This window comes from Arthrobacter vasquezii, assembly GCF_029455255.1.
In the GTDB taxonomy this organism is placed as follows: domain Bacteria; phylum Actinomycetota; class Actinomycetes; order Actinomycetales; family Micrococcaceae; genus Arthrobacter_D; species Arthrobacter_D parietis.
The window spans coordinates 21,621-33,861 of record NZ_JAROKN010000034.1 but is presented as its reverse complement, the minus strand read 5'-3'; the positions used below and the strand labels follow the sequence as shown (position 1 = coordinate 33,861).

At 64.0% G+C, this 12,241-nt stretch carries 16 protein-coding genes; 9 read left to right on the top strand and 7 right to left on the bottom strand.

The genetic code is table 11. From position 1 onward, the window contains the following. The 3 genes from P4U43_RS12285 to P4U43_RS12275 form a co-directional block, all read right to left on the bottom strand. A partial coding sequence (locus P4U43_RS12285; protein WP_277358995.1) for an MOSC domain-containing protein occupies positions 1–430 on the bottom strand: 430 nt, incomplete at its 3' end. 39 nt (positions 431–469) lie between these two features. Then, positions 470–757 carry a MoaD/ThiS family protein gene (locus P4U43_RS12280; protein ID WP_277358994.1) on the bottom strand — a complete coding sequence of 96 codons (288 nt, stop codon included), beginning with the start codon at positions 755–757 and terminating at the stop codon, positions 470–472. Next, a complete protein-coding gene (locus tag P4U43_RS12275; protein WP_277358993.1) occupies positions 754–1,863 on the bottom strand; it encodes a WD40/YVTN/BNR-like repeat-containing protein in 1,110 nt (369 codons plus the stop codon). Before P4U43_RS12275 ends, P4U43_RS12280 begins: the two co-directional genes overlap by 4 nt. A gap of 137 nt (positions 1,864–2,000) precedes the next feature. Here P4U43_RS12275 and P4U43_RS12270 point away from each other — a divergent pair, with 137 nt between their 5' ends. Both P4U43_RS12270 and P4U43_RS12265 read left to right on the top strand, forming a co-directional pair. Beyond that, the gene (locus P4U43_RS12270; protein WP_277358992.1) at positions 2,001–2,879 is read left to right on the top strand and encodes a DUF4031 domain-containing protein; all 879 of its coding nucleotides are present in this window, start codon (positions 2,001–2,003) and stop codon (positions 2,877–2,879) included. An 86-nt stretch (positions 2,880–2,965) separates the two neighbouring features. Continuing rightward, positions 2,966–3,595, top strand: coding sequence for a TetR/AcrR family transcriptional regulator (locus tag P4U43_RS12265; RefSeq protein ID WP_277358991.1), 630 nt, complete (start codon positions 2,966–2,968; stop codon positions 3,593–3,595). Between the two features lie 2 nt (positions 3,596–3,597). On the opposite strand, the gene P4U43_RS12260 is transcribed toward P4U43_RS12265, so the two are convergent. After that, a complete protein-coding gene (locus P4U43_RS12260) occupies positions 3,598–3,852 on the bottom strand; it encodes a hypothetical protein (RefSeq protein ID WP_277358990.1) in 255 nt (84 codons plus the stop codon). 109 nt (positions 3,853–3,961) lie between these two features. On the opposite strand from P4U43_RS12260, the gene P4U43_RS12255 reads away from it, so the two are divergent. From P4U43_RS12255 to P4U43_RS12245, 3 genes are read left to right on the top strand one after another with little or no spacing between them, the layout of a single operon-like run. Then, positions 3,962–5,299: an MATE family efflux transporter gene (locus P4U43_RS12255; protein ID WP_277358989.1), complete on the top strand. Its 1,338-nt coding sequence runs from the start codon at positions 3,962–3,964 to the stop codon at positions 5,297–5,299. Positions 5,300–5,342: 43 nt separating this feature from the next. Further along, positions 5,343–5,933, top strand: coding sequence for a hypothetical protein (locus tag P4U43_RS12250; protein WP_277358988.1), 591 nt, complete (start codon positions 5,343–5,345; stop codon positions 5,931–5,933). 39 nt (positions 5,934–5,972) lie between these two features. Further along, complete coding sequence (locus P4U43_RS12245) at positions 5,973–6,308, top strand: hypothetical protein (RefSeq protein WP_277358987.1); 336 nt, start codon at positions 5,973–5,975, stop codon at positions 6,306–6,308. A 131-nt stretch (positions 6,309–6,439) separates the two neighbouring features. On the opposite strand, the gene P4U43_RS12240 is transcribed toward P4U43_RS12245, so the two are convergent. Next, positions 6,440–6,568, bottom strand: a complete 129-nt coding sequence (locus tag P4U43_RS12240) for a hypothetical protein (protein WP_268760496.1) — start codon at positions 6,566–6,568, stop codon at positions 6,440–6,442. Here P4U43_RS12240 and P4U43_RS12235 point away from each other — a divergent pair. From P4U43_RS12235 to P4U43_RS12220, 4 genes are all read left to right on the top strand, one after another. Next, positions 6,534–7,577, top strand: coding sequence for a TerC family protein (locus P4U43_RS12235; RefSeq protein ID WP_277358986.1), 1,044 nt, complete (start codon positions 6,534–6,536; stop codon positions 7,575–7,577). The genes P4U43_RS12240 and P4U43_RS12235 overlap by 35 nt on opposite strands. Before the next feature lie 20 nt (positions 7,578–7,597). Continuing rightward, the gene (locus P4U43_RS12230; protein WP_277358985.1) at positions 7,598–7,975 is read left to right on the top strand and encodes a helix-turn-helix transcriptional regulator; all 378 of its coding nucleotides are present in this window, start codon (positions 7,598–7,600) and stop codon (positions 7,973–7,975) included. A gap of 10 nt (positions 7,976–7,985) precedes the next feature. Next, a complete protein-coding gene (locus P4U43_RS12225; RefSeq protein ID WP_056545479.1) occupies positions 7,986–8,564 on the top strand; it encodes an HhH-GPD-type base excision DNA repair protein in 579 nt (192 codons plus the stop codon). A gap of 101 nt (positions 8,565–8,665) precedes the next feature. Next, positions 8,666–9,643, top strand: a complete 978-nt coding sequence (locus tag P4U43_RS12220; RefSeq protein WP_277358984.1) for an EamA family transporter — start codon at positions 8,666–8,668, stop codon at positions 9,641–9,643. A gap of 48 nt (positions 9,644–9,691) precedes the next feature. Here P4U43_RS12220 and P4U43_RS12215 read toward each other — a convergent pair whose 3' ends face one another. Both P4U43_RS12215 and P4U43_RS12210 read right to left on the bottom strand, forming a co-directional pair. Next, positions 9,692–11,968 carry a heavy metal translocating P-type ATPase gene (locus P4U43_RS12215; RefSeq protein ID WP_277358983.1) on the bottom strand — a complete coding sequence of 759 codons (2,277 nt, stop codon included), beginning with the start codon at positions 11,966–11,968 and terminating at the stop codon, positions 9,692–9,694. Positions 11,969–12,005: 37 nt separating this feature from the next. Next, positions 12,006–12,230 (bottom strand): heavy-metal-associated domain-containing protein, encoded by a 225-nt coding sequence (locus P4U43_RS12210; protein WP_056545421.1) that lies wholly within the window; start codon positions 12,228–12,230, stop codon positions 12,006–12,008. Positions 12,231–12,241 lie beyond the last annotated feature (11 nt).

The following is a 12,241-nucleotide window of genomic DNA, read 5'->3' as shown; positions in this document are numbered from 1 at the left end:
GCATGGCCGCATGTGCTCCAGGAGCTAGCATCCGGTCCATCCACGCACACGGATGCGCGGGCCTGCCGCCGCGCAGCGTCACCCGGTCCGGGCCCGACTCGAGGGTGAACTCCTGCCCAACCAGGGGCGCCAGATGTGCACCCCTCAAGACCACGTTGCGCCGCGTCAGCAGCGGATCGAAAGCACCCTCACCCAGTTCTGCCGCGATCGCCTCCAACGCCTCGACGGCGAACACCGTCACCGCAGCGTCCATGTGCGCCGCCTTGCCGAAGAAGCGGTCCCCGACGATGCCCTTGCCGGCCACCACGTCGACATGCTCGGCGTCCACCGTTGGCACGTCCGCTGCGCCATCACGCGCGCGGCCGAAGTAGGCGTGCTGGCCGGACACGAGCAGATGCAAAATCTCGACCTCGTACCGGTAGACGCTCATTCATCCAAACTAACGCCTACTGTGGCTGAGCGCAGCCGCTTACCCGCCGGCCACGGACTGAATGATCATCACCTCTGAGCCGGGTGCAACCGGTGTAGAAAGACCGTCCGCCCGGCGCACGTCTTCACCGTCCACGTAGATATTGACGTAGCGGCGCAGCGCCCCGGTCTCATCACGGATCCGACGGGCAAGGACAGGTCTCCCGTCGGCCAGTGTGTCCAGTACCGCAGAAACCGGAGCGGGCGCCTCCAGCGGAATCTCGACGGCGGACCGGTCATCAACCAGCGGCCGCAGCAGCGTCGGAATCAGGACGGTGACAGGGCTCATGGTGACCCGACGCCAGCAGCGGCGCCAACGACGACGGCGGCACGCACGCACAGCACATCCGGCAGGTGAGCCGCCACCTCAGTGAAAGTATTCCCTTCGTCCGCGCTGGCGTAGACAGAACCGCCCCGCGTTCCGAAGTAGACGCCGACCGGCTCCGCAGTATCCACGCCTGCGGCATCGCGCAGTACGGCGTTGTATTCGCTGGCGGGCAAGCCTCTGTCCAGCCGGGTCCAGGTGGCACCGGCGTCGTCCGTGCGGTGAACGGCAAGCCGTGCATCCGGGGGGATGCGCTCTCCGTCGGCCTTCAGGGGAATAACCCAGGCGGTACCGCCGCGGCGGGGATGGGACAGCATCACGAATCCGAAGTCAGCCGGCAGTCCGTCAGCGATCGATTCCCAGGTTTCTGCGCCGTCGTCGGTCCGGTAGACACCGTGGTGGTTCTGGGCGTAGAGCCGTTGGGGATTCTCAGAATCCCGAGCGATCTTGTGAACACACTGACCGAATTCCGGGTTGGGGTCCGGCATGAAGTACGCCGAGATGCCCTTGTTCCGCGGTTCCCAGGACTGGCCGCCGTCTGTGGAGCGATAGACGCCGCCGGTACTCATGGCCACGTGAACGGTGTCGTCGACCGGGCTGGGCATAACCGTGTGCGCCGCGGCGCCGCCGAAACCGGCGCCCCACTCCGAGCGGTGCGGATGGTCCCACAGCCCGCGGTTGAGCTCGAAGTGCTGCCCACCGTCAGTCGATTTCCACACGGAGATCGGTTCACAGCCGGCCCAGACAACCCCCGGCCGGCCCGTTGTGTCCGGCTGCAGCTGCCAGATCCGGCCAAGCGCGGTGTCATCTGATTCGGCAAACTTGATGGCGCCCTGCTCGGGTTCGGACCAGGTCGCTCCGAGGTCATCCGAATAGACCACGGTGGGTCCCCAGTGCCAGTCCATCATTCCCACCAGGATGCGCGTCCTCCCCTCGCGGGTATCAATTCCGATGCTCGGGATCTCGGACATGAGGTGGTGGGGCTGTGAGAGCGTCCAGTTCTGCCGGTCGGTGCTGGTTGCAAGCCAAAGGCCCTTTTTGGTTCCGACGGCAAGGAGGGTGGTTTCCATGGGTACTCGATTCGCGAAGGTGAAAACGCGGTCGCCGTGGACACACCAAACGCACGACGGCACCGCATGTAGACACCGTAAACAATGGCACAGCACCCAGCGGCTGTACAGGGTTTTGCTGGGTATGCTTCTATCCCATGGCCGTGTATATCGATCCTCCGCTCTGGCCCGCGCACGGCACGCTTTTCTCGCACCTCATCTCGGATACCTCGCTCGCTGAGCTGCACGCATTCGCAGCCAGTGCCGGCATTCCCGAGCGCGCGTTCGACATAGATCACTACGACGTCCCGGCCCGGCGCTACCGCCGGCTCGCCGAGCTCGGTGCCCACGAGGTTGACGGCGGAACGCTGGTGCGGGTCCTGATCGCCAGTGGGCTACGGGTACCTGCACGACGCCGGCCGGACCGCATCCGCCGGTCCCTCCTCACGCGATGGGAGCAGACCCTGCCCGGCACGTCCCGGCTCGGCGCGGAGTTGCTGGGCCGGTGGTCGGAGCCGCACCGCCGCTACCATACGCCCGAACACCTGCTCGATGTCCTGGAGGCGCTGGACCTCCTTTTCACCGAGAACGACGACGCCGAAACCCGCCTGAATGCCCGGCTCGCCGCCTGGTTTCACGACGCTGTGTATAACGGCCGAGCTGGGGAGGATGAGGCGGCGTCGGCTGCGCTCGCGGGGTCCCTGCTCGAAGGTGTCGTAGAGACTCATGCGGAGGTGAGGCGCCTGGTGCTGCTGACCACTACGCACGCACCGCTGCAGGGTGACCGCCCGGCCGAGTTGCTGTGTGATGCGGACCTTGCGGTGCTGGGCCGTGCTCCGGGCGGGTACCGGCGGTACCTCGCCGCCGTCCGGGAGGAGTACGCCCACATACCGGACCCGGAATTCGCGCGGGGGAGGGCCGCCGTCGTCGACCGCTTGTTGAATCTTGATCCCCTTTATCGCACTGCCGAGGGGCGGCGTCTGTGGGCGGTGAAGGCTCGGATGAACCTTTCCGCCGAGGCAGCAACCCTGCGCTGAACGTCCCGGCTCGATTACCGGCGCCGTGGCACAATTGTTGACACTGTTCACATTTGTTTAGGCGCCTCACGAGGGGAGGAGATGGTGTGACTCATCGGAAGCGCAGCACATACCGTCACGGTGACCTGCAGCGCGCCCTGGTGGCTGCTGGTACTGAACTTGCCCGCGAGGGCGGGCCCTCCGCCGTCGTGCTCCGTGAGGTCACGCGCCGCACGGGCGTGACACCCAACGCCGCCTACCGGCACTTCGCCGACAAGCGGGCACTCCTCCATGCCGTGTCGATGGCAGCTCAGGCGGAACTGGCGCGTTCCATCGAGCAGGAACTGTCCCGGATTGAATCAACCGGCGACGTCGGCGACGTGGCCAAGGCTCGGCTCCGCGCCGTAGGAGCCGGGTATCTTCGTTATGCACAGACCCAGCCGGGCCTTTTTCGTACTGCGTTCGCGGAGCATGCGGACCTGCGCGATGCCGCTGCCCCTGATTCGGCCGGCGACAGCGGCCTGACACCGTTCCAGTTGTTGTCTGCGGCGTTGGATGGTCTGGTCGAGGCGGGTGTTCTTCCGGCGGAGCGGCGTTTGGGAGCTGAGTTCCTGGCGTGGTCGTCGGTGCATGGGCTCGCCATGCTCGTCATTGACGGACCGCTGCAGGGACTGGATGAGGAGCAGCGGACCTTCGCTGCGCGGCGACTGCTGGAGATGGTTGAGAAAGGGCTATGACCTTAGGAGAGGTCCGTTGGCCTCCGCCCGGCCTCGCGTGCGCGCTCCCTGTAACGCAGCATGTGGCCGCGCGCGATCAACGCGATCGCCGCCACCACGATGACAACGCCGATAATCAGCAGCACTATGGAACCGGCATCGACAGGCTCGCTGCGAGCGGCGGACCGCGCAAAACCTGACATCCCCTGCGGTATGAAGAAGGTGCTGAACAGAAGGAGTGCAGCACCAACGATGAAGTGCTTGACTCCAGCTTTCACGGACATCTCCTCATCTGGCTGAACAGCTATTCAACCAGTACCCAGCGTAGCTATTCGGAGCCAGGATGGCCCATCCGTTTTGTCCTGCCCAGGGCCTAGGCTGGGATTCGTGTCCACCACTGTCCCCGACCGCCGCCAGCTTGGCCGCTCTATTCTCCGCCTTGCCGTCCCTGCGCTGGGCGCTCTCATTGCGGAGCCGCTCTTCCTGCTGGCGGACTCCGCGATCGTCGGTCATCTGGGCGTCAACGAGTTGGCCGGCGTAGGACTCGCATCAACAATCCTTCAGACCGCCGTCGGACTTATGGTTTTCCTCGCCTACTCGACAACGCCTGCGGTTGCGCGGTTCCTCGGCGCCGGCCGCATGCAGGATGCACTCGCAGCAGGGCGCGACGGCGTCGGGCTGGCACTGTTGCTGGGTGTGACCCTGTCGATTCTCGGATGGATCCTCGCGCCAGGGCTCGCTGCCGCAATGGGCGCTGAAGGCGAAGTTCACCAGTTCGCGGTGGATTACCTGCGGTTCTCCATGCCGGGGCTGACAGCCATGCTTGTTGTACTCGCGGCAACAGGAGTGTTGAGGGGGCTCCAGGATACACGCACGCCGCTGGTAGTGGCCGGAGCCGGGTTCGGCGCCAATATCGTCCTGAACTACCTACTGGTATACGGTGCGGGGCTTTCCGTTGCAGGTTCCGCGCTGGGGACGAGCATTGCGCAATGGGGCATGGCAGCGGTCTATCTCGTCATCATCTATCGCTTTTCAGGCAGGCACTCGGTTTCGCTTCGTCCTACCTGGCGGGGCCTGAGGGCAACGGCACGCGTCGGTTCATGGCTGATGCTCCGTACCGCCAGTCTGCGGGTGGCGATCCTCGCAACGGTGGTGGTGGCAACGTCGCAAGGGCCCGTGTCCCTTGCATCCCACCAGCTGATCATGACCATCTTCACTCTCCTCGCCTTCGCGCTGGATGCTCTTGCGATTGCGGCACAGGCGCTCATCGGGAAGGAGCTCGGTGCTGGCAACCGGCCTCTCGCACATGCCCTCACCCGCACCATGATCCGTTGGGGAGTTGTCTTCGGCGTGCTCACCGGACTGATGCTGGCAGCCGCTGCACCGTTCATTGACTGGATTTTCACCTCTGACGAGGGCGTCCGGGCGGCCTTCACCATAGGCCTCTGGGTACTCGCCGCAGCGCAGCCGGTCTGCGGCTACGTCTTTGTGCTGGACGGAGTGCTGATCGGTGCGGGTGACGCGAGGTATCTGGCGCTCGCCGGCGTCGTAAATCTGGTTCTGTACGTTCCACTGCTGGTTCTGGTGTTCGCAGCCGGCCTGACGGGACTGGAGGGGATCGCCTGGCTATGGGCAGCGTTCGGTGTCGGGTACATGCTGGCGCGCGCACTGACTCTGGGCTGGCGGGTCCGGAATGATCGCTGGATGGTGACCGGGGCCGCCTGAGACTAAACTTGCATCGTTCCTCAGGCGCACGGAAAGGCAGGACATGAGCGTGGAAAAGGCAGGCAGGCCCGCACTGACTCTGCTCTGGCGTGCTTTTCTGCTTCACGCCGCAGTGGCCGGTGCTTTCGGGCTGCTGACCATCTTCTGGGGACAGCCCTCCGTCCATGTGATGTCCGTCGCGGGAGGGCTCTATTTTCTGGGGCTGGCCGCCGCCGTCTACTTCACCGAGCAGAGCCTGTTGCTAGAGGGCGCCATACCCGCGTGGCTCACCCGAACGGTGCCGGTGTTCCTGGCAATTGCCGGTCTGCTCAATCTGTGGGTGCATGCAGACCAGGTGTTTGCCCAAGCCGGGGCGCTTGCATTGATCCTGATGGGTTTGGTGTACCTGATTATCTGGTTCAGGAACCACGGCGCCTATATTGCTGCCCGCGATTTCCTCCTGATCGGGATCGTGACAACGCTGACCGGAGTTCTGCTGCCGCTATTCCGGCCTCTCGGAGCGCATGCCCTGCTCGGCGTGGCCGGCGGCGGCGCGGTGATTTCCGCCGTCGTGCTTGCTCTTGCAGCCCTCAGCTACCGGCATGACGCACGGGAAGTTCCCGGTCCCGTAACCCACGCCAAACCCGTAAACTAGATTTCTACTATTCGTAGAAAACATTGAGGAGAAGGAACCGTGTCCAAGCAGGTCAAGGGCGTCAAGGGTCCTCTCATTTTTTCGGCCGTTCTGGCAGCAATAGCGGGGATCGCGACCATGGTGTTCGCCACCGGCGGTGGCACCCGGGAGCTGCGGGTGGACCTGGGCCTGACCGCCGCGGGCATCGCCTTCATCGCCTCGATGGTCATCTGCGCGTTGTTGCTGATGACGGAGAAACCCAATGAAGATCACCTCGGGAAGGGCACGGGGATCAATCGCTCGTCCTCGAAGATTCCCGGCGGATCAGCCAACCTCGATGAGCACGGCAACCCCCGGGGCACCAAGCCGAAAAGCACGGACGACGACGCCCGCTAACACGCAAGCGAAGACGGCAGGCTGCCGTCAACCGGATCAGAGGAGGCGCGGGAACCAGGGCGCTTGCGCGAAAAGGTGAACTCTGGTTCACTTATTTTCACGGAGGGGAGTATCCCCTAACTAGTCCATCGTCATTCCGGCAGCCCCAGCGCTTCCCGGTGGACAGGCCGGCAGCGGCCGGGAGAGACCTCCAGTTGGTAGTAACTGACTGGAAGCAGGTACCCCATGAACGTGCCCTTGTGGCTGTGGTTTGCTGTCATTGGCCTCATACTCCTGATGTTGACGTTCGACCTCGTTGCGCACCGGCGCGCGCATGTCATTTCTGTCCGGGAAGCTGCAATCTGGTCTGCTGTCTGGGTCCTGATGGGCGTGGCGTTCGGTGGAGTGGTCTGGCTCGGTTATGGCGCTGAGTTCGGCCAGCAGTATTTCGCCGGATACGTGATTGAGAAATCTCTCGCCGTCGACAACGTCTTCGTGTGGGCCATCATCTTTGCCTTCTTCGGAGTCCCCCGCGAGTTCCAGCACCGCGTATTGTTTCTCGGCGTGCTGGGAGCCCTGGTTTTCCGAGGCATTTTCATTGCTGCCGGTTCGGCCATCATTGCCAGTGCGGAGTGGGTTCTCTACCTGTTCGCCGCGTTCCTGATCTTCACCGGCTACAAGATGCTCAAGCAGCGCAACGAGCACATTGATCCGGAGAAGTCACGCACGCTGAAGCTGTTCCGCCGCTATGTCCCGATGACCGACGCCTTTTATGGTCAGCGTCTTCTCATCCGCAAAAAAGGCGTACTGCTTGCCACTCCGCTGCTCGCGGTCCTCGTCATGGTAGAGGTGACGGACATTGTGTTTGCGGTCGATTCCATCCCTGCGATCTTCGCGGTGACGGATGAGGTGTTCCTGGTCTTCACCGCTAACGCGTTCGCTATTCTGGGCCTGCGTGCCATGTACTTTTTGCTTGCCGACCTCATTCACCGCTTCATCTACCTGAAGGTAGGGCTTTCCCTGGTGCTGGTGTGGGTGGGAATCAAGATGCTCCTCAAGGTGGACGTCTTCTACATCCCGACGGCGATTTCCCTGGGTGTCATCATCACCATTTTGGCCATCTCCATAGGCGCGAGCCTGCTGGCGACCCGCGGGGAGGAACGCCGGGCGCTTCCCGGTCCGCTGACTTCCCCCTTCCGCAGGGCCACACCGGAAGAGTTCGAAGATCTGCAACCGGTCTGGGGTAGAAAAGGTGTAGCGGCGGGAACTGACCCCCGCAACGACACCTAAAACGACAACGGGGAGGCACTATGCCGGAGGCTGGACCGGACCCCCATCCCGGAGATGGCCCCCCGGCTGCGACGGGCGGTGAAAGCCGCCCGTCGTGGACCATCCTCACGAATCACGGGCACGTGCTCCTCGCGGTGGCAGCCCATCCGGACATTCTGGTGGAGGACCTTGCGCTCCGGGTGGGAATCACCCGCCGTGCCGCCCTGCACATCCTCAAGGATCTCGAGGAAGCCGGGTACATCCACCGTCTGAAGGAAGGGCGCCGCACACACTACGTCGTGGAGGGTTCCCAGCCCTTCAGGCATCCTGCGGAATCACACCACGACGTCGGCGCCCTCCTCCGCATCTTCAAGGATGACGAAGTGGCTTCCGACTCTAAACGCCCGTCCGGTCGATAGCATTGGATCCATGGCGCCACATGTTCACATCACCGGCGACAGCGAAGCTGATGAGCTGCTGTCCAACAATCCGCTCGCGCTGCTGCTGGGCATGCTCCTCGACCAGCAGGTAGCGATGGAAACGGCCTTTGCGGGGCCGGCCAAGATCAAGGCACGGCTGGGCGCGCTGGATGCCGCCACCATCGCAGAGTACGACGCCGACGCTTTTGTTGAGCTCTGCCGGACCCCTCCCGCTGTGCACCGCTATCCCGGCAACATGGCGGCCCGGATCCAGACACTCTGCCGGACGGTGGTGGATGAATGGGGTGGCGACGCGTCGGCCATCTGGACGCGTGGTGAACCTGACGGCGCCGAGGTGCTGAAGCGGCTGAAGGGCCTGCCGGGCTTTGGGGTCCAGAAAGCGCAGATTTTCCTTGCGTTGCTCGGCGAACGCTATGACTTCACGGGCTCCGGGTGGCGGGAGGCAGCAGGCCACTACGGCGAGAACGGCTGCTTCCGGTCCGTTGCGAACATCACTGACGCAGAGTCACTGGCGAAGGTTCGTGAGACCAAACGCGCGGCGAAGGCAGCCGCGAAGCAGAAAGCATAGCTGGTGCGTCATGACCGTAGCTGGTGTTGACTCATAACCAATTCTCTGCGTAACGTCATTACCGTAAGTACACTTTGGTTATGACGTTATGAGGGACACCCATGAGAAGCGGTACAGCTACCGGACTGTGGTTTGCGCTGCTGTCAGCCGCCTCCTTCGGCGTGTCAGGGCCCTTCGCCAAATCGCTGCTGGAGATCGGATGGAGCCCTGGTGCCGCCGTCGGAATCCGTATCGGTGGCGCAGCCCTGGTGCTGCTTGTCCCCGTGGTGGTTGCGCTCCGAGGCCGCTGGGGCACGCTGCGGCGCAACGCACTGACGCTGATCATCTACGGCGCAACCGCCATTGCGCTCTGTCAGTTCTTCTACTTCAGTGCTGTTCAGCGGATGTCAGTCGGCGTTTCACTGCTGCTCGAGTACCTCGCGCCCGTGCTCATTGTCGGATGGTTATGGCTCCGCTCCCGCAGGGCGCCGAGTAGGCTCACCATCTGCGGATCCATCACCGCCATGCTCGGACTGCTTCTTGTCCTTGACCTGACCGGCGATCAACGGTTGGACCCCATCGGGGTTCTGTATGGACTCGGAGCCGCGGTCTGCCTCGCGGTGTTCTTTGTAATGTCGGCAAAAGCCGACGACGACCTGCCGCCACTGATAATGGCCGGCGGCGGTATGCTGGTCGGCGCTTTCACGATCCTCGTGCTCGGGCTCATCGGCGTGATGCCTTTTGCGTTCGAGTTCCGCGACGTGACCCTCGCAGGCTGGCAGACGTCCTGGCTGGTTCCCGTCCTGATGCTGGTTCTGATTGCGACGGTGCTCGCCTATGTCACCGGAATCTTCGCCGCTCGGGGCCTTGGGTCGAAGGTGGCATCCTTCGTCGGTCTTACTGAAGTGATGTTCGCCGTCCTGGCATCGTGGCTCATTCTCGGCGAGCTGCCCTCAGTCATCCAGCTGCTCGGCGGTGCGCTGATTGTCGGCGGCGTGATCCTGGTCCGCATCGACGAACTCCGGCAGGCGGCTGGCTCCCGCGACCCGCTCGACCAGGCAAACGTCGTAGAACCTGTACCGACAACGCCGGGCAGCTAGGGAGTGGGACCAGCGGAACAGTAAGTCCGGCTGGCCCCACACCAAGCGCTATTTCCCGAACCGGCGCAACCGCAGCGAATTGGCGACCACCAGCACCGAACTCGCCGCCATCGCAGCTCCGGCGACCATGGGGTTCAGCAGCCCCAGCGCGGCAATCGGAATACCGATCGTGTTGTAGAAGAAGGCCCAGAACAGGTTGGACTTGATGGTGCCGAGCGTCTTCCGGGACAGCTCGATGGCCTGGGCCACCTGCTCCAGGCTGTTGCCCATCACGGTGAGGTCAGCGGCTTCAATCGCCACGTCTGTGCCCGAGCCCATCGCGATGCCAAGGTCAGCCTGCGCCAACGCAGCGGCATCATTCACGCCGTCACCTGCCATGGCAACGGTTGCCCCCTCCGCCTGAAGCCGCTTCACGGCCTCTACCTTGCCCTCGGGGAGCACATCCGCCATGACGTCTCCGGGAGCAATGCCTACTTCCGAGGCGATTTTCCGTGCCACGGCGGCGTTGTCACCGGTGAGGAGCATAGGCCGCAGCCCGAGCTGCTTGAGCCGCTCAATGGCAGCGGCTGAGGACTCCTTGACGGTGTCCTGCAGACTGATCAGCCCGGCAACCTCACCATTGACGGCAACCCAAATGGCGGTGGAACCGGCCTCCTGCTCCGCAGCAAGAGCCGAACGGTGCGCCTCGGTGATGTCGACGTCGTTCTCCTCCAGCCAACCGGCACGCCCGGCCAGCACCGTAGAACCGTCAACGGTCCCACGCACACCGCCGCCTGCGGAGCTGATGAAGTCGCTCACCGGCGGGTGCCCCGGAGCGGCGGCCGCAATGGCCTGCGCAATGGGGTGTTCGCTGGCGGACTCCACAGCCGCAGCCAGCGACAGCACGTCTTCCCGGCTGCGGGAACCAAGCACGACGACGTCCGTCACGGACAACCGGCCGCTGGTCACGGTGCCGGTCTTGTCCAGAACGATGGTGTCGACCGTCCGGGTGTCCTCGAGGACCTGGGGACCCCGGATGAGGATGCCCAGCTGGGCGCCCCGGCCCGTACCGGTGAGCAGCGCGGTCGGTGTTGCGAGCCCCAACGCGCACGGGCAGGCAATGACCAGCACTGCGACGGCGGCCGTGAACGCTGCTTCGACATCACCGCTGAAGACGAGCCACGCCGCGAAGGTGAGCACCGCGATCACAAGGACCACGGGCACAAAGACTGCGCTGATGCGGTCGGCGAGCCGTGCGATCGGCGCCTTGCCGCTCTGCGCCTGGCTCACCAGCCGGCCCATCTGCGCCAGGGTGGTCTCGCTCCCGACGCGGGTTGCTCGGATGATCAGCCGGCCGGACGTGTTGATGGTTGCGCCGGTGACGGTGCTGTCCGGGCCAACCTCGACGGGCACTGACTCTCCGGTGATGAGCGAGGTGTCCACGGCGCTGCGACCCTCGACCACGAAGCCGTCGGTCGCGATCTTCTCACCCGGCCGGACAACGAACTCATCACCATGCACCAGCGACGACGCCGGCACCTTCACTTCGACACGCTCACCGCCCTGTTGGCGCAGCACGGTGGCATCCTTGGCCCCGAGATTGAGGAGGGACTTCAGTGCATCACCGGCCCGCTGCTTGGCATTGGCTTCCAGATACCTGCCGAGCAGGAGGAAGGTGACCACGACGGCGGCAACCTCGAAGTAGAGCGCGTGCCCGCCCATATCCATACCGACGTGCGCTGTAACCATCGGGTCAGCGAGGAGCTGGCCCAGTGAGAACAGATAAGCGGCGGTGACGCCGATCGACACCAGCGTGTCCATCGTGGAGGAGAAGTGCCGCGCGTTGATGGCCGCGGCCTTATGGAAGGACCACGCAGACCACGTCACTACCGGCGTGCTGAGGGCAAGCACCACCCAACCCCAGTGCGGGAACTGGAGCGCCGGGATCATCGAGATGAGGAATACCGGGACGGTCAGGACGGCAGCGGTGATCAGGCGGGGACGCAGCTGGGACGCCGTGCCTCCGTGCGACATGTGATCATGGTCCATCCCGTCCGCCGCGGGTTCGCCTTCCGTCGATGGCCCGGGCCCGTGCGGCGACTTCTTCAGCTGCGCGGTGTAGCCGGTGGCATTCACCGTGTTGACGATGTCTTCATCCGAGATGTGCGCAGGCACCGTCACCATCGCGGATTCCAGTGGCAAGTTGACGCTCGCCTCGACGCCGCTGAGCTTGCCGAGTTTGCGCTCCACCCGACCCACGCATGAAGCGCAGGTCATGCCCTGGATATCGAGCTCAACTACCCTGGTTGCGCTCGCGGTTTCTGTAGTGTCCGGTGTGGTGGTCATGATGGTCCTTCCAGGCCGGCTTTTCGCCGGAGTTCTACTACGCGTCGTTGGAAACGACGACGTAGCCGGCTTCCGCCACGGCTTCGCCGATCTGCTCTGAGTCGATGTCACCCTCTGAGGTGACGGTTGCGGTGGAAATTCCACCCTTGTTCAGCTCAACGGAGACGTTCTGGACGCCCTCGATGGCGGAGATCTCCTCGCTGACTGAGTCAACGCAGTGGCCGCAGGTCATTCCCGAGATGCTGACTGTTGTGGTGCTCATGATTGTTCTCC